Origin of the sequence: Paenibacillus sp. FSL M7-0656 (assembly GCF_038003225.1) — a bacterium.
Taxonomy (GTDB): Bacteria; Bacillota; Bacilli; order Paenibacillales; family Paenibacillaceae; genus Paenibacillus; species Paenibacillus amylolyticus.
Genome location: NZ_JBBOOT010000001.1, coordinates 6,233,152 through 6,251,101, shown reverse-complemented (window position 1 = coordinate 6,251,101; position 17,950 = coordinate 6,233,152). Strand labels below are relative to the sequence as shown.

17 protein-coding genes and 1 pseudogene are annotated in these 17,950 nt (G+C 41.8%); all 18 read right to left on the bottom strand.

The genetic code is table 11. The annotated features are described in order from the left end of the window. Positions 1–20: 20 nt before the first annotated feature. On the bottom strand, positions 21–467 hold the full coding sequence (locus tag MHI01_RS27385; protein ID WP_253502166.1) for an SMI1/KNR4 family protein: 447 nt from the start codon (positions 465–467) through the stop codon (positions 21–23). Between the two features lie 15 nt (positions 468–482). Next, entirely contained in the window at positions 483–608 is a 126-nt protein-coding gene (locus MHI01_RS27380; RefSeq protein ID WP_339283613.1) for an HNH endonuclease, read from the bottom strand. Between the two features lie 463 nt (positions 609–1,071). Continuing rightward, the gene (locus tag MHI01_RS27375) at positions 1,072–1,596 is read right to left on the bottom strand and encodes a hypothetical protein (RefSeq protein ID WP_253502169.1); all 525 of its coding nucleotides are present in this window, start codon (positions 1,594–1,596) and stop codon (positions 1,072–1,074) included. A gap of 175 nt (positions 1,597–1,771) precedes the next feature. After that, a complete protein-coding gene (locus tag MHI01_RS27370; protein ID WP_339283616.1) occupies positions 1,772–2,026 on the bottom strand; it encodes an Imm3 family immunity protein in 255 nt (84 codons plus the stop codon). 45 nt (positions 2,027–2,071) lie between these two features. After that, positions 2,072–2,359: pseudogene (locus tag MHI01_RS31060) on the bottom strand (Imm3 family immunity protein); the annotation flags it as partial. A 705-nt stretch (positions 2,360–3,064) separates the two neighbouring features. Beyond that, complete coding sequence (locus tag MHI01_RS27365) at positions 3,065–3,595, bottom strand: hypothetical protein (RefSeq protein ID WP_253502172.1); 531 nt, start codon at positions 3,593–3,595, stop codon at positions 3,065–3,067. Beyond that, positions 3,573–6,365, bottom strand: coding sequence for a hypothetical protein (locus tag MHI01_RS27360; protein WP_340984594.1), 2,793 nt, complete (start codon positions 6,363–6,365; stop codon positions 3,573–3,575). The genes MHI01_RS27365 and MHI01_RS27360 overlap by 23 nt, the downstream gene beginning before the upstream one ends. Positions 6,366–6,526: 161 nt before the next feature. After that, positions 6,527–6,982 carry a DUF6630 family protein gene (locus MHI01_RS27355; RefSeq protein ID WP_221821884.1) on the bottom strand — a complete coding sequence of 152 codons (456 nt, stop codon included), beginning with the start codon at positions 6,980–6,982 and terminating at the stop codon, positions 6,527–6,529. A gap of 17 nt (positions 6,983–6,999) precedes the next feature. After that, complete coding sequence (locus MHI01_RS27350; RefSeq protein WP_253502177.1) at positions 7,000–7,965, bottom strand: hypothetical protein; 966 nt, start codon at positions 7,963–7,965, stop codon at positions 7,000–7,002. Between the two features lie 17 nt (positions 7,966–7,982). After that, positions 7,983–8,579 carry a hypothetical protein gene (locus MHI01_RS27345; RefSeq protein ID WP_221821881.1) on the bottom strand — a complete coding sequence of 199 codons (597 nt, stop codon included), beginning with the start codon at positions 8,577–8,579 and terminating at the stop codon, positions 7,983–7,985. Positions 8,580–8,772: 193 nt separating this feature from the next. Beyond that, positions 8,773–9,252 (bottom strand): immunity protein YezG family protein, encoded by a 480-nt coding sequence (locus tag MHI01_RS27340; RefSeq protein WP_154897029.1) that lies wholly within the window; start codon positions 9,250–9,252, stop codon positions 8,773–8,775. Between the two features lie 4 nt (positions 9,253–9,256). After that, positions 9,257–12,958, bottom strand: a complete 3,702-nt coding sequence (locus tag MHI01_RS27335; protein ID WP_253502179.1) for a DNA/RNA non-specific endonuclease — start codon at positions 12,956–12,958, stop codon at positions 9,257–9,259. A 13-nt stretch (positions 12,959–12,971) separates the two neighbouring features. Then, positions 12,972–13,409: a DUF4280 domain-containing protein gene (locus tag MHI01_RS27330; RefSeq protein WP_221824334.1), complete on the bottom strand. Its 438-nt coding sequence runs from the start codon at positions 13,407–13,409 to the stop codon at positions 12,972–12,974. A gap of 16 nt (positions 13,410–13,425) precedes the next feature. Further along, a complete protein-coding gene (locus MHI01_RS27325; protein ID WP_221824336.1) occupies positions 13,426–13,956 on the bottom strand; it encodes a hypothetical protein in 531 nt (176 codons plus the stop codon). Continuing rightward, positions 13,938–15,044, bottom strand: a complete 1,107-nt coding sequence (locus MHI01_RS27320) for a pentapeptide repeat-containing protein (RefSeq protein ID WP_253502181.1) — start codon at positions 15,042–15,044, stop codon at positions 13,938–13,940. Before MHI01_RS27320 ends, MHI01_RS27325 begins: the two co-directional genes overlap by 19 nt. Before the next feature lie 20 nt (positions 15,045–15,064). Continuing rightward, positions 15,065–16,480 (bottom strand): hypothetical protein, encoded by a 1,416-nt coding sequence (locus MHI01_RS27315; RefSeq protein ID WP_253502183.1) that lies wholly within the window; start codon positions 16,478–16,480, stop codon positions 15,065–15,067. Positions 16,481–16,495: 15 nt separating this feature from the next. Then, positions 16,496–17,134 carry a hypothetical protein gene (locus MHI01_RS27310; protein WP_253502185.1) on the bottom strand — a complete coding sequence of 213 codons (639 nt, stop codon included), beginning with the start codon at positions 17,132–17,134 and terminating at the stop codon, positions 16,496–16,498. Positions 17,135–17,168: 34 nt separating this feature from the next. After that, positions 17,169–17,942: a DNA and RNA helicase gene (locus MHI01_RS27305; RefSeq protein WP_340984592.1), complete on the bottom strand. Its 774-nt coding sequence runs from the start codon at positions 17,940–17,942 to the stop codon at positions 17,169–17,171. Positions 17,943–17,950: the final 8 nt, after the last annotated feature.

The window sequence follows — 17,950 nt, the reverse complement described above, 5'->3', positions numbered from 1 at the left end:
TTAACAATGCCAAAAAATCTTTAAAAACTTTCCGCCAAAAAATAACTCACTGGATCGAATTCACCAGAATTTGCGTGATCCCAGACACAAACATTAGGAGAATTTCTAGATTCACGAAAATCTAAGCATATAAAGTCACCAGAAAATAGAACAGCTACTGGTAACAAGGAAACTCCTATTAAGTCCTCATCATCAATTAATCTCTCATCAAGTTGAGATTTTGTGGCATCAATATCAAATATTCCAAATCCATTGTCGGTTGGATCTTCAAGAATGCACAAAAATCTAGTAATTAAGTAATTATGACTATTACAACTAAAAGAACATCTTTCTGGAATGCCTCTGTTGTTTATCTTAACAAATTCTTTATAGTCTGAAGGCAATACTACCCTCCAAAAACCTTCTTCTTTTGACAATACCTGATCAGTTGGTAATGGATAGATAATAGATTTTGCTCTCGTTTCCACAATTTTTTTCCTCCCTTATCTCGGTGCATCTGCCCATATTCCGGTTGATCTACCACCATTATGAGTAGTAATGTTGTGTATACCAAAGGGAACTAATTGCATTTTCCCCGGTACTTCTGTGATGCCATGTATAAGGTCCATCGTTAACCGATTTCATTATGTCTTCCGGTAAATTTTATTCAGCCAGTGAAACTGCTCTGTGTCACCTTTTTTCCACAAATCTTTTGGAAGGTAATCTGTGTGCACTAATACACCAGCCCCTCGAAATCAGCAAAGCCGAAACAAATACCTTCTACTTTCTTTCACTTCAATTTTTGGTATAAGCTTTAATTCCGCAGCTTTATTTCTAATCAGTTTTCTTTGTTTACCTGTTAAATCAGCACCTCCCTGTACACTTTTTCGTAATTTATAAAAATCTATTACAAAACAGATCGACACCATTGGCTCTTTGACCAGGATCGATCTGTTTTATTTATGCCTATATCTACTTTGTTTACATTTCTTTTTCCGATCCCACTTATATACTGTCTTATCAGCGTATCCCGGACCTACTCCAAAAAATAATAACTTTTGAACTGATTAGTCTTCTAAAACCACTTTACGATTACTTTATTTTCTCATCCCAATTTTTGTCCAGTTTATCCAGACTATTTTCACTAATATCCATTGGTTCAACCGTGCTCATTTCTACAAAAACAATTCGAGAACGTGCAGCCCTTCCATAGGTTAACTCTCCATTATGGTATCTTATCCTCCCGCCTCTACTAAACAACTTTATAATTGGAGTATAGAGTCCTTGGAATTCAAGTGCTATCGACTCGTTTTCACCAGATAAATATGCCCATTTCAAATAGCTTTTACAAACTGATTTGACTAACCACTCATCCTTAATTTCGTTTAATTCATCACAGTATCCATATATTTCAATTGGCAACTTTATATCACAGATATCTGCTGCACTAAACACTGCAAGTCTCTTGTTAGGTTCTTGATCTATAAAATCATAAAAATGAGAACCTCTCCTTAAAAACTCATATAATAATATTCCATGTGAAGGTTTGTTAGGTTCTTCATTCTCCCAATTAATGTTTCTTATAATGGTTCTGGCATCTTCAAATATCTGATTCAACTAGCTGCCCTCCTAAAATTTAATTATATTAGTTAAATTATAAGATAGTGTCATCCGAATTAAAATATGGGAAATACTTTTGCGGAGGAGGTGCAAGATCATGAGCCCCCTCGTTAGGTGTTTTTCCAATCATACCTTCTATTAGATTTTATGATTCAATTTTACGATATGGTACTCATGATTTATAATTTTGAAGCTTAGTTAATACTTCCTTGATTCGTATAGAAAGATCTGATTGCTCAGCTTCTGTTAATTGTTCATCCACTTCATTCATATCGAATTTCTCGAATTCGCTTTTTATTTTCACAAATTCACGGATAAGTAGTTCTGCAAGTGTTGTTTTAACAACAATTTTCTCACTAAGTGTACTCCTACATTCACGATCGAAACGCTCCATTATTTGCTCAACGAGCCCACTCGTATCTTTCATGTCATTAATGATATTCCCAAAGTAATTTTTAACTTCATTCTCCATTTAATAGCAGTACAATCTTGAATATGGAATATATTCCGCATGTATACTTTCGATTCTATCAAGCACCATATCTCTTCGTTCTAATATGTCCTGGTACTCATCCGGAGTCGTTTCAAGTTGCAACTTGTTTAAATCTAAAGAATTTAATCCCTCAACTATCCTCTGTTTTGATTTTATGAATATACTTGAATGTGTTAAATAAATTCTTCCTTCTGCAATTAATATTACTGATTTCTCCCTTTCGCCTCTTTTTTGTATACCGAAGTATGCCTCAGTGGTACAAGCAAGTGCTTCAGCATTTACTCATTCTCTCGCTTTTATAATCAAAATACCTTTCATAAAAAGCACCAAATAAAGCTTCATAATTTCGTTTCATCTGCTTATCTCCTTTATTAAAACTCAACTAATTTGTCACCATTGTGGATTACTTCAATATCAATATTTGGATAATCTTCGTGGAATTTCTTAATAACTCTGCTCACTACTTGTATAAGTATTAATTTCAGTAAATAATTTTATTTTCCCATGGGCTTGTGAAGGATCATTTAATTTATCCAGTCTAGCAGCTAAATCATTTAGGATCTTATATCTGTATCATTATCTCCAAATCTTACACCTCCTCCTCTATCCGGCGCATGAGTAGCCTCATACTTAGGTTTAGGTAGCTTTATTGAATAATCAGCATAGTCTTTTGCCTTGTTATCACGATTCGATCCACTATGTGCATAAAATTCCTTTTTGTTTATACCTTCGATATTCACTTCTGAATATGCAAAATTCAGTTCATCTACAGTAGTGAGTAAATTTAAGAAACGTAATAAAGCTAAGAAAGAAAAAAAGTCAGTTGCGGTAATATACTTGACTCGTTATCTCCTGCTCCTTAATTGGCCGTGCATGGTGCGCATGGATGTTGGAGGTACAAATCAAAAAAACGGTCAATCATGGTAATATCTGACCATAATTGACCCGTTCGAGGTACGATATCGAGATTAACTAAACATCATTATTATTAAGATCAATTCTCTCCAAATTAGAGTCACTTATATCGGTTTCTAGCCTACTGCTATGAAAATCAATCCAATTTTCAAGAACAAAAGCAGCACTACCACAACTCAAAGCCCTGTCGCTATCGAATCTTAGTTTCCCACCTCTTTCAAAAAACTTAATAATTGGTTCATAAATAGTTGCTACTTTTAAGACTTCCGATAAGCCTTTTTCAACAACATATGCTGTTTCTAAATAATTTCTACATATTTTATAGTGTATAGGGTTGTTAATGTCAGGCAAACTTTCATCCACAATCCTATCAATTTCTAGCAGCAAATCATTGTTTTCAATATTTAGGACTCTAACTGGACTTCCTATTGGGCTTTGATTAGAAGTATAAGAACTTGTAAAGACAGCAATTCTTCTCAAGTATTCAGCTAACAGAGCTGAATGTGATTCTTTGGGCTTTTCTCCTGTATTCCAGTCTATTTCATTTATTTTTTTCACCGCACTACTAAAAGACAATCTCATATTCATCACCTTTTTTGATTTTATAAAATCTCGAACTTTCCTCCTTATATCCAGGAAATGTTCCAAATTCAGGTTGTGGTACAGCATTATCATGTGCACCAGGAGGCTTTGATTTCCAGGTTTTCGACTCGAAATCCCAAGAACCTGGATGCCTATAGTATTCTTCCCCAGAATCCATTCGGGCTTTTTCATCTAATTCATGTGCTTTTAACTGTTGAAACCATTTTTTCTGATCAGGAGTCAGTTCTCCATCCAGAACTTTGTGATAAGCATATATTACTTCGGGATCAGGTGTTAATCTAGTTTTATAAAAGTATAAACCTTTCTCATCGTAAGCTGGAAGATCATATTTATTAAGAAACAGATGTGATTTTAAATCAATTGCATCCTGTAACTCCAAACCTGTATTCTTAGCAAAATCCTCTATATCTTTCAATCCTGTACTTCTTATTTCTTCAGCTTTCTTTTCAGCAGCAATTTCAATCTTAAATTTAAATTCTTCCTCGGGAGGATCACCATACCTCTTCGTATCTTTTCCCGTCCCCTCAGCCTCTGATTCACTTTTTTGTCTTTCTTCCTCTTCCCTTTTACTTTTCTCCTCCTCTTTTTTCTTTTTATCATCTTTACCTTTTCCTTTTTTCTTAGATGAATCCTGTTTCCACTGATTATGACTGTTGGGAGTCTGATTATCTTTTTTGTTAGCGCTAGATGAGCTTGTTCCTTCACCTTCACTCGACTTTTTCCCTGTACCTGTATTCGATCCTGTAGTATCCGCTTCTCCGGTTGTTTGGGTCTTCTTACTGGTATTCGGAGTTGGATCCTCTATCTTTCCACCACTTGATGATCCTGTTTCTTCATCATCGCCAGGCTTCTTCCCTGTACCTGAACTTGAACCCGTACTATCCGTTTCACCGCTAGATTTGGACTTCTTACTAGTGCTCGGTGTCTGACCCGTTTTCTTGCCACTGCTTGGTGAGTTTGTGCCTTCACCGTCGCCAGACTTCTTCCCTATACCTGGACTCGATGCAGTAGCATCCGTTTCACCTGACGATGAAGACTTCTTACTGCTGCTCGGGGTCTGATTCGGTTTCTTGCCATTGCTGGAGGAACTTGTTCCTGCCCCGTCACTTGACTTATTCCCAGCGTTCGAGCTTGTTTTCCCTCCGGAACCCACTTCCCCGGCATTCCCCGACTCTTTGGGCTTGTTTTTTCCCAAGTTGCCCCAAGGCTGAAACCGGATGACCTGGCTCTCTTTATAATAATCGCTGACGGCTTTAACCATCACATCTTTTGACTTTTTCACAAATGTCTTTGTTTTACTTGTAGCCGGTTTGTCTGTCGTCGTTGTTCCTTTAGAAGCAGCACTTGGAGAACCTGTTGTTCCTGGATGGTCTGAGGGTTCGGGTACACCTGAAGAACCCTTTTTCGTGCTTACTCTGCCCGTAAATCCATTGAACTCCCCGTCCAATCCTTTCATAGTCATCTCGTGTTGCTCGAATTCACCCATCAGGGTAGATAATTCTTCTTCGCTCATGGGAGCCATAATTCGCCGGGCAAGATACTTCTTCTGTTCGACCGCCAGATTCTGTTTCTGCCAGTAATTATAGTCACCCATTTCCTCGGCGGTGATGTCTATTCTTCCGATATCTCGAGCAATGCCGTTATGATAAGGGCCAAAAAAGAGTTCATATTTAATGTCATTCTGCTTCACATCCCCATAATACACGAGTGCTTCCTTCAACTCTTGGTCAACCTGTTGATGCGCCCAATGCTCCCTCGTATTGCCTGGAATCTGATAATACATCTGGCTAACTTCCTTTTCCTGCTGATGCAGTTTCTTCACAAAATCCATAAAGGAAGTAGCCGTGCTTAACTCTCGTGCTGCTGAGACAACTTTACCAAATAATTGGTGCTTATAAGCCTCTTGTTGCTGCATCTTGCCCACGAAATCACCATTCAGATGATTCAGAAGTTGTAGGGCCGAAGGCTTAAAGGATCCTACACTTGGGATGTTCCCGATCAAGCCGATTGCTGCAGCGCCAACGACAACGGCCTGTGCCGCAATGGCTGGTGCACCTCCAAGCATACCCAAAACGGGGATCATGCCCGCCATGGCGACCGCTGCACCAAACAGGGAGACCTCCTTCATGTTAACCACGGAAGGCTGCATAGCAGCTGCTTCGGCTGCATTTGCTGCTTGAGCTGCCTCATATTGTTCAAGCGGAATAAGGGGCGGCTCCGGCGGCAAATCAGCTACCACGACCGGTGCCTTATGGCTGCCTTCCTGTTGGAGCAGTCCAGCACGAACATCAGCTTGTCCATCCAATATAAAGCTGCTTCCTCCGCCAAGAAGCCAAATTGCTTCAGGGGCGGTTGCTTTAATCTGACCTGCTTTAAGTGATAGACTGCCACCCTGAATCGAGATGTTACCTGCACTCTGCATCATTACACCTTGGTCATTCAGTGTGATGATTAATCCAGCTCCAGCCTGTACGGTCACCTCATCCGATGACATACCAATAGATGGTCCGTCAGGATGGCCCCACAGTTTGTGTTGCGTTCCACTGGAAACCGAACGCTTGCTTTCGGGGACTGCATGACGAATATAAGCCTTGGACTCGCGACTTCCGGGAATGTACAGTTTCACCGTGTCACCAAGCTCTGGCATCAAGAGCAGATAGATCGTGGTTTTCGCATATGATGATCTTCTAGCATCATACGATGTGCAGTCATGAGCAACCCGGACTCCATACTGTTTATCCAAATCTTTAGTCATTTTTCTTATTATGTTTCACTGAATTTAATTCTTAAGACTTTATGGATCATATAGTTGATCAGAGTTTTGACTTTTAAAACGCAAGATTAACCCTTTCTAAAAAACCTCAAAACAAATAAGCCCCAGTCAAATAACTGGAGCCTGTCTGACTTATCTCTGAACTAAATATACAACTGGATATGACGCTCTTTTTCAGGAATATCTTCATCTTCTAGTAAATCCACTTCGGTTAGCGCACCCTCATGCTTAAGTTCGGCGATGAACAATGCATAGAAGTCTCCTGCTGTCGGATAGGAGAATAAACCATATCCTTTTCGAGAAATCAGCTTGTTTACCTCCCTAATTTTCTCAGGGAGATATTTGTAGTCAAACTCTCCCAACTCTTCTAGCTGATCTGCAGTTCCCAATTCGATATCATAGGCATACTCATAGTCTAAGATGTAATTGACGATTTCCTGATCCACTTCTCCTTTGTAGTCCAGAAATAAAAACCGTTTGGTCGCTAAGCCATGATTCAGCATACTATAATACGCCAGTGATTCATCCGGATCATTCAAAATTATGTCGATATCCTCTGTATCATCGAAAATTAACGGCACCAAATCTTCATCTGCCATGCAGTCTTCCTCCTCTCCTATTCAAACAGAACTCCATGGTGGTTTGGGATATACTCTGGATAGTTTTTGCGATAGAAGTCATCAATCATTCGTAAAACGGGATCCCATTCTGGATACGGTTCAGGATCTTGAATGTTCATTTTAGCCTCCGGTAAGTTCATCAGGAAATCATCAAAATGACTTGGATTGGGCAGACCTTGTTTTTTTCTCACATGAAGCAAATACAAAATTTCATAAGGATAAAAAGCGTAATCATAATTTCCAAACTCAAGCGATTTTCCTAACTCTGAAGCAAGCGTGGAATGATGTTCGGACATTCTTCCAATTAAATGCGTAATTTCATCCACATCAGGTGTATTCCATTGTTCCAATACTTCTCTGTAGATTCCAAGTTCTTCGGGAATCAAGCCACATGGCTGTTCCCGATTTGTTAATGCGGATTTCACAGCCAAGTGAACATATTCATTAGTTCCCTCAAGTTCTTGCTTGGTATGTTGGAGATATAACTCTAGTAAAAACCAGATATGTTGATTCCAATCATTCGCTTCCATTAAATTATCTCCAAGATATTTGACTATAAAATCAAAAAATATCTTTTCCTCTTTTACCCATCCGTATAAATTGAAGTGTATTAATGCGATGATGCTATACTCGAAAGAATAATCAATCAATTTCAGGCTCGGATAACGCTCTCTATAAATATGACTACCCATGCACTGATAAAATTTTATTTGTTGGTTTTTTTTTAGCGCACTTACATTTCGACCGTTTTTAATCAATACGTCATTTTTCCACACATCTAACCAAAAGGAAGATATATTATCCATATCAATTAATAGAATGTGATCTCTCTCTGTATCATTAATATCGATGATTTCAACAATCTCATTTTTACCTTCTTCGTATTCATTTACGGCATTACTACCAAAAAAGTTTTTGACATACCTTTTGTAGGCCAAATGCATTTTTTTTGAATTAACCATTGTGTTCTCCTTAAGTTTTATTTTATCTCCTTACTCCAATCTTTTACTTTTACAACATCTACTCCAAAACCAACCGAAGTTTTCGAAATATCAACCTCTACTCTGATATACTCAAACTCCAACCCTGGGTTATCTTTTAAAAGTTTCTTGTACTTTGCTTTAAAATCCGCAAAACTTTTATTTTTACGGCTTGACATCACTTCAAAATATTTAGCACCACCCAGTTTTTGCTCTGTTGAATAATTGAAATTTCCCCACTCGGAAGTCTTAGCCTCAATCATGGTTAATTTAGGAGGCGGACCTTTGGACAAAAAGGCTCCATCTATGCCGTTCCTACCAACTTGAAATTGATCGGAAATATCCTTACCCAGATTGTTGTTTATTGCGATTTTTTTCGCAACTTCCTCGCCAAAATCACCCTTATCATGATCATAATATTTTGTATTATCGATTTTTCGCTCATACCCTTCTACACTGGATAAATCAAATTTACTACTTATATCATCTGGAGTATCCAGTTGATTGATTGAATACCTTACTCCGTTGTCTTGACTGATCATCAGCTTATTTAAAAGTTGTGAGAAAACGAAGGTAATAAAAAAGAGGTCAATCATGGTGGTATCTGACCATAATTAACCTGTTTGATGTATAGGAATAGCGTTATTTAAATTATAAAATTAAAGCAATTGATTTGCGTACAACCGAAATGATGAAATCTTTATACGGGTATTACATGGGTTAGTTGTGTTATTGGTCGAATGATGGATGTAATCGGCACTGGGTAGTCCTACCAAAGAAAAATGGCATTTAATTCGCTTCTTCAAACTGCTTCATTTTTTCGATCTTTATTCTGTCATTCTCTTCTTGTGGAATATTATTCAGATATTTACTTTCCCAATATTCTAACCTGTCTGAAGGGCCAAAATTGGATTCTCCCCATTTTGTATAGTCGTATATTATATTTAATTTTCCTTCAGATGTAAGTTTCATGGTTATTGAAAACCAAGGCTCTTGTCCATCTTCTATAAATATATTTTTTAGATCATTGGTAACTTTCAACAACTTTCTCATAGTTTTTTTATATATTTCTGAATTAATATTGTAATTCTTCAAAATATCTCGGCAATAAACATAATCATGTTTATTTATTGGTTTGAAGAAAAAGAAAACACCCCCTTCTCCATTTTCTACCTCGCCATTAAAATAAAAATTTTCCCAATCTTCAGGTATCAATTCATTTATTGTTTCTGCTATCTCTCTATATAAATCATTCATCTGCTGTTCCATTCTACTAACCTCCCGGTTGATTCTGTATTGTAATAGTAACTTCTTTTTTCTTCCCTATTTGGTAAGTTACTTCGAATGAATGTGGTCTCATTGAACTTCCTGAATAGACTGGTTCAATTTTCACAGTAACTTTTTTAGGTGGTACTTCATTCAGAGCATTCGCCCATTCAGTTTCCATTTCATACCATTTTCCGCCACTTCGATTAATTTGGCTATTCTGTGGCACTAAGTTATCGATATCCTTTGGTCCTTTAAACTGTGCCCCTATCAAGTGTCCACCATCGTCATCAGGTAACCTACCTTGCCCTTTTCCTACCGTCCTCTGGGCATATTCACTACGGTCTCCTTTACCAAGTACAAGTGCTCCTTCACATTCAATAATACGCCCTTGACTGTCCGTACGATAATTATAACCATCTGGTGATGTGTATTCTATATTTGGTTTTAAAACTTTTTTTCTATTCTTTCTTGTAAAATGATCTCCATACTTAACTGTTTCATAGACTATTGGTGGCGGTATAACAGCTTGTCCCGTCCCCTCAGCCTCTGATTCACTTTCTTGTCTTTCTTCCTCTTCCCTTTTACGTTTTTCCTCCTCTTTTTTCTTTTTATCATCTTTTCCTTTTTTCTTCGATGAATCTTGTTTCCACTGATTATGACTGTTGGGAATCTGATTATCTTTCTTGTTAGCGCTAGATGAGCTTGTTCCTTCACCCTCGCTCGACTTTTTCCCTGTACCTGTATTTGATCCTGCAGTATCCGGTTCTCCGGATGTTTGGGTCTTCTTACTGGTATTCGGAGTTGGATCCTCTATCTTGCCACTACCTGATGATTCTGTTCCTTCACCATCGCCAGGCTTCTTCCCTGTACCTGAACTTGAACCCGTACTATCCGTTTCACCCGACGATTTGGATTTTTTACTAGTACTCGGTGTCTGACCCGTATTCTTTCCATTACTTGATGATCCTGTTCCTTCAACGTCGCCAGACTTCTTCCCTGTACCTGGACTCGATGCAGTAGCATCCGTTTCACCTGACGATGAAGACTTCTTACTGCTGCTCGGGGTCTGATTCGGTTTCTTGCCATTGCTGGAGGAACTTGTTCCTGCCCCGTCGCTTGACTTATTCCCAGCGTTCGAGCTTGTTTTCCCTCCAGAACCCACTTCCCCGGCAGTCCCCGACTCTTTGGGCTTGTTTTTTCCCAAGTTGCCCCAAGGCTGAAACCGGATGACCTGGTTCGCTTTATAATAATCGCTGACGGCTTTAACCATCACATCTTTTGACTTTTTCACAAATGTCTTTGTTTTACTTGTAGCCGGTTTGTCTGTCGTCGTTGTTCCTTTAGCAGCAGCACTTGGAGAACCTGTTGTTCCTGGATGGTCTGAGGGTTCGGGTACACCTGAAGAACCCCTTTTCGTGCTTACTCTGCCCGTAAATCCATTGAACTCCCCGTCCAATCCTTTCATAGTCATCTCGTGTTGCTCGAATTCACCCATCAGGGTAGATAATTCTTCTTCGCTCATGGGAGCCATAATTCGCCGGGCAAGATACTTCTTCTGTTCGACCGCCAGATTCTGTTTCTGCCAGTAATTATAGTCACCCATTTCCTCGGCGGTGATGTCTATTCTTCCGATATCTCGAGCAATGCCGTTATGATAAGGGCCAAAAAAGAGTTCATATTTAATGTCATTCTGCTTCACATCCCCATAATACACGAGTGCTTCCTTCAACTCTTGGTCAACCTGTTGATGAGCCCAATGCTCCCTCGTATTGCCTGGAATCTGATAATACATCTGGCTAATTTCCTTTTCCTGCTGATGCAGTTTCTTCACAAAATCCATAAAGGAAGTAGCTGTGCTTAACTCTCGTGCTGCTGAGACAACTTTACCAAATAATTGGTGCTTATAAGCCTCTTCTTGCTGCATCTTGCCCACGAAATCACCATTCAGATGATTCAGAAGTTGTAGAGCCGAAGGCTTAAAGGATCCTGCACTTGGGATGTTCCCGATCAAGCCGATTGCTGCAGCGCCAACGACAACGGCCTGTGCCGCAATGGTTGGTGCACCTCCAAGCATGCCCAAAACGGGGATCATGCCCGCCATGGCGACCGCTGCACCAAACAGGGAGACCTCCTTCATGTTAACCACAGAAGGCTGCATAGCAGCTGCTTCGGCTGCAGCTGCTGCTTGAGCTGCCTCATATTGTTCAAGCGGAATAAGGGGCGGCTCCGGCTCTGGCGGCAAATCAGCTACCACGACCGGTGCCTTATGGCTGCCTTCCTGTTGAAGTAGTCCAGCACGAACATCAGCTTGTCCATCCAATATAAAGCTGCTTCCTCCGCCAAGAAGCCAAATTGCTTCAGGGGCGGTTGCTTTAATCTGACCTGCTTTAAGCGATAGACTGCCACCCTGAATCGAGATGTTACCTGCACTCTGCATCATGACACCCTGGTCATTCAGTGTGATGACCAATCCAGCTCCAGCTTGTACGGTCACCTCATCCGATGACATACCAATAGATGGTCCGTCAGGGTGGCCCCACATTTTGTGTTGCGTTCCACCGGAAACCGAACGCTTGCTTTCGGGTACTGCATGACGAATATAAGCCTTGGACTCGCGAGTTCCAGGAATGTACAGTTCCACCGTGTCACCAATTTCTGGCATCAGGTAGAGTCCGCTGTGACCTTCGGCGACGTAAGATGTCGATAAAGGATATGGACAGGAAGATTCTGCTTTAATCGGACCATCTTCGATATACAGTTCCATCTGTACACGATCACCAATAATGCGGATTACTTCACCGTATAAGGAGAGGCCAATGAGATCCAGAAGATCGGATCGTGGAACCCGAATATGGTCTTCCAACATCATACGATATGTAGTCATGAGCAACCCGGATTCCAATCGGGATTCCGCTTGAGTTACCGTTAATTCTTTCCCGTCAGGCAGTTCGACTTTATCACCCAAAGCATAGGTTTCATAACACTCCATCGTATAGATGAGCGCCCCCTGTGTACCTTTGGGATCCTGCATCATATACCGATGCTGTTCATCCCCATGCCAATTCAGATGGCCCATTTCTTTCTTGACATGATATGGACGATCCAGAGGCCATTTCCACAACTTGCCCATGGGCAACCCGAAGAACAATTTCGGTGAAGCCGCTGTCACTTCAGGCACCAGTACGGTACCAAACCGGGAAGCCAAACGTCTCAGAAACATCCAGTCGGTTTCTCTATATTGTAAAACAAGTTCTCCCAATTGGGTATTCTCTGTGACATTATCAATTACATCCGAGTAGGTATACGCCTTCATCACGTATTTAACTAATTCGCCATAGGACATCGCCCTGTTCTGGAATGCTCGCTCGGATATTTCAATGTCCATCTGATATGTATTCGATATGGCCTCTAGCTCGAACCTGTATATGCCACCAACCAAATGTACAGTTAATGAAGTCATCACGCCATGAAACAGACGCCTTACAGATTTCCCCATTTGATCTAGCTGTCTTAGTACAATCGGTTCTCCTTCAGCCTGGACATGAAGGATGCCTGGTCCATCTTCCTCCGGTATAACGCCGCTAATATATAACTTCGCATGCTCATTAATCTGTCGGGTAATTCGGATTTCTTCCAGCCATTGCACTTTATACGGCCAATATAAACGGAGTTGTTCGTATCCGATGCGTTCCTGTACCTTTTTCATGGATTCGTTCATCTCAAAAATCCAGCTGCTGTCCGTCATCCTCGATGACGATATCTCCACCATACAGACACTTATGCGTACAGTGACCAAGTAGAGCAGCTTTCCCTTCCACCTTGGCATCTCCTTTGCCATGTAGCCAAGGCATAGTCAATACAGGTACACACGGTGCTTTCTTCACCCCATAGATATCCACCATCATACTGTTGGATACAGCCGGATTCTCCATATTGGAGCAATTTCCAAATGATCCAATATGGACTCCAGGTACATAATCTTCAATCGTCAACTGAGCCTTGCCTTTGATGTAAACGCCATGACTAAATGGGATCTTCAATCGGGTACGCTGTGTACCACAACTGCAATGCAGAATCGCTCCGGCAACCACATAACTCTTGGAATCTCCTGTAGCAGGTTGAAGACTGATCTCACTCTCTTGATTACCTTGTGTCATTTCGCCTCTCTCCTCTCTATATTGTCTGTTCCTGCTCCAGACGGACCAGCTGAATCCCGGAAAAATCCCGACGCAGCAGACTCTCTGCCAAAGCTAGATTAACGATGATGACAGATTCACGAGGTTCCTTTAATTGAAACAAAGGAAGTTCAGCCTTACCTCGATCCAGAACAATCTGTTTCAGACTTCCATCCAGATGACGTTCCGTTTGGGGAGAGAGCACATCCATTACCGTTGGATAAATAGCCCAATAGGTCTCCTGGGACATACGTGCTTTGTCCGTCAACACTGCCGCCCTGCGAATTAAGCCGGGATGGTACAACGTAAATACTTCCAGCATTCGATCCGATACCAGAGGTACAGGGCGCTCCAAATAATCGGTGTAATCTACATTAGGTCTGCTTTTGATTGAAAGGTTAATTGCGGTGTGATTACCACTCCCCTCCTGAAAAGAAGCATTCCACTCTCGACGCTGTACCTCACCAACCGCTTCTGTCTCTACACGATTTGTCCATCTGGTATCCTGCATCAGCCTAAAGTATCGCATGGCGATTCCTCCTTCACCGACTCCTCAAATATCGCATCTTCCAGATCTGCCCCATCCCATAACACGTTGGTTAGGTTTGCTCTACGAAATATAGCTCCACGGAGTCGCGCTCCCCTGAAATCTGCTCCGGTTAAGTTGGCATTCTCGAAGTTGATACCTGAGTACCCAGGACCCTGTATTCGACCATCAGGATGCCCTTCTTCCCCAGAAATGCCCCTGAAGATAGCCCTCTCCAGTGAACATCCATTGAAGTCAGCACCGTATAGTAGACTGTCAGCAAAATTGGTATCTCTCATATCACAGTTATGCCAACGTGTGCCTACCAAGACACAACGTTCAAAATCTGTTGATTTTAATCTGATGTCATTAAACCTGCTATACCGGAAGTCTAGATCACTGCATATCATCTCTTCCATGTCCAGATCGTGATAGTCCGCATACATCCCACCCAAACCATCACCCTCTTCAAGCTCCCTGCCGATGTCTTCCAGGTTCCGTTCTCGTTGGTCAAGTCGATACACACATTCACTGGTATCCAAATACTCCCCTACACGAACCTCAAATTCGGGCTCCACCTGCATATCCGATATCAGTTGGGAATCAAGGAGCTGATGGAAACATTGACGAATAAAATAAATAACATAGCGGTGAACCAAAGTTACCTCTTGAAGTCGTATTCGATCCAGTTCAACCATCGAGATCATCCCCTGATAATCAGGAAGTGTCTTCTTCAAACGATCAAGCATCCGTTCCAAACAATCAAAGGCCCACTGGGCATCATATATTGCCTGTATAGGCTCTCTGTCGAGAAGCCATGACATATCACTGGCTTCGGCAAGATAATGCATCGCTCCCGTAGCGACTTCTGTCCGCAACAAAGAATATTGGATGTAAGCAACATTCCCTTTGGCACCAATCTGTTGACTGTGCCTTACTTTACTAGTTAATTCTTCGAAATAACTTAGGAACTCCGTAGTCAACATTGGGGATTGGCTATTTAATGTATATTGAAGGTCAGCCATCAGCCTGATTCGTTCAGGCTCCACTTGATTCATATAAAAGTGCAGTAGTGATTCCTTCCGGCTCACTGACTTTCCTCCTTCCAACGTTAATTAGATTTCACTTCTGTCCCGCTCATTTGAGCCTGACCATCCAGCCTTATTTTCCCTCCTCCTCCTTCAAGAAGAAGTTCTGATCCAGCAGATAATGTAATTTTCTTTCCTGCTTTTAGCGAAATGCTCCCTCCTGCTGACATACTTACTTGCTGACTACCTGCAATATGAATACCTTCATTTCCACTAAGTCGAATATAGACCTCTCCTTCTTTGCCGCTAATGATTACAGCGTCTGGAGTAAGACGTATCTCTTTCCCATGAGGAGTGCGAAAAATTTTATGATCTGGATTGTTCAGCTTGTTGGTGGATGTCGACTTGTTATCCAGTCGTGGAGCACCTGTGGCGTAAGCATCTTCTTCATACATCGTTGGGAAATATACAGCTATCGGGTCACCAATTTCGGGCATGACATACCAGCCGGTCTCTCCCTCTGCAATATACGGAGATTGATACAACAGCCACAGTGCATCTTCCGTCCCTTGTTTATCATCACAATCAAGATGCACCTGAACCTGTCCACCATGTACACCGATAACACGCCCCATTAATGAGCTTCCAGCAATCAGCGGATTGTAGTACGTCTTTTGCCGCAATCCTTTGTGAAGACTCAGCACATATTTATGCTTTAGAATACCTCCGGCTAGTTCCGTATAGGCTTCCGTAAGATACAGACTTCTGCCACGGAATGAGATATGGTGTCCCAGTTCCATAACTTGATCTGTCTCCACTTCGTATACAATGAAGTCACTTTCATTCACATTTACAGTCTCGTTCTCTGTGAAGTACATGAACGGAGTCATGTTTTTGTGGACGGTATAACGCGTATTGTCCAGTTCGATCGAGTTACCATGCTCATATACGCCGAAATAAAATTTGGGACTGTCGAATTGAGCCGCAGGCATCAGACTCGTATGAAATCGGGAAGCCAGTCTTCTGAGAAATGCCCAGTCTGTTTCCTGGTATTGCACGGCAACCTTGCCAATCTTGGCTCCCCCGGTCCCCTCATCGATCACGTCCAGTCCCGGATAATCCTGATCCAGCTCCTTTAACAATTCAGGGAGCGTCATCTGGATGTTTTGAAACGTACGGGTTCGCTTCTTGACATCCATCAGGTATGTATGTGAGATTGCTTCAACCTGGAGCGTATATACGCCCCTCACAACCTGTACTTCTACAGATAAAGGAATGCCTTTGAATAGCGGACTTTTGTTCCCTTCCTCGTCCTTTTGCCACACTTCAATCGGGGTATTCTTATCCGTAACATCCACATAACGATCTTTCCATTCCTCGGATACCATGCCTTTGAAAACAAGACGGGTGTGCTCATTCATCTTTTTGCGGATTGTCAATTCTTGCAGATGTACTAGCTCATAAGGTTCAATAATCAGATTTTCATACGTCAGGCTCATGGACTCAGCTCCTCTCTAATTCATTTCGACAATGAGTGTATCCAGAAGTGTACCACCGGGTTCCATCCAATTTCTCTTCTCATCGTCCGTACAGTTAAAACCATAAACAAGGACTTTCTGATCTAAAATGGTGAACACCATATGGTTATAAATTTGATCATTCAATCCCTGAACAACGAACTGGCAGTAACCCGTGGAAAGACCGGCATCCGTCACTCGAACGCCGTGTTTTTTCCATTCTCGTACAGGTTGAGTTGCACGAATCACATCAGCCATCGATTCCGTAAAGGAATTCAGCTCTTCCGGAGCAAGACGATGATCCAATGTCTTGAACGTAAAGTTGATCGTTCCCGAATCATTGGTATAGATCCATTCAGGACGATGGGACGACGGATATTTTAACTGAGCTTCTCTTTCTGTCACCAAACGAAATGTGCGGGGAAGAGACACCGTAACCTTGCCCTCGTATAGCTCCGTTCTTCTCAGATGTATCGTTTCCTGTTCAAGGCGTATCATGGTTATTGGCTCGAATGGTTTAACTTCTCTTGATTCAGGAGAGGCTTCAACATCTCTAGTCTCTGTTCCCTGATGAGGTTCACCGTTCAATGTTTTGCCATATAACATCGGGATGATTTTGCGATCCATATGTTCCATAAACGAATTCCATCCTCCCATTCACTTGAAAATTTCAATCCACAATCATACGATGTGGTCCGCCCACCGGCATACCCGAACGTCCCGTTCCCCGACCTGCATTCGCCAGTATGCGATCCAGATATCGATGAATCTGCGCATTATCATATTCTCTGTACTCCAGCCCTAATCGACTAGCAATGTGATGCAAAATGACGCTACGCGCAACCGTTCCTTCATTGAGACACATCATGGCGAAGACCAGATCCTGGGGATCAGAGGTCCCCGTTCGAAGCAACCTCTCGGCATAATCCTTCATGACAACAGGAGATAAGGTGCTTGCCCCCTCGGCTGCATAAGGGACATGAATGACATGCAGGGTGTTGAACTCCGTTGCCAAGTCGGCAAAGGTCTGGTAGTCACGCCGCAGCCGGGCCCCTTCCTTCAGCTTGAATCGAGCCAGCTCCAACTCTCTCGATGTGCACGTTGTCTCTTCATCCAAGAGCAGCTCTGAATGGCTTATCGTCATGTCACTCACGGTCTCCTCCTCGGTAAACTGAAGCTTCAGCACATTGACCCGTCCCGTAGCTTGGTATGCCAGTTCCATAGGCTCTGTCAGCATATAAAGCCTTCCATTATGCAGCACCATCCCAGGAGCGACGACCAATTTGTCCGGGAACACTTCTACCTCTGCACCTGCAAGAATGCCATCTGCATAACCGCGATAGTACAGTTCGATGAAGTCTCTGGGGTAATCACGTAGCCCCTCCAACATGGATGTTTTCAGAATTCTTCCCTTGTTAAAATGCGGATACGAATATGTGAACATGAGCGTTG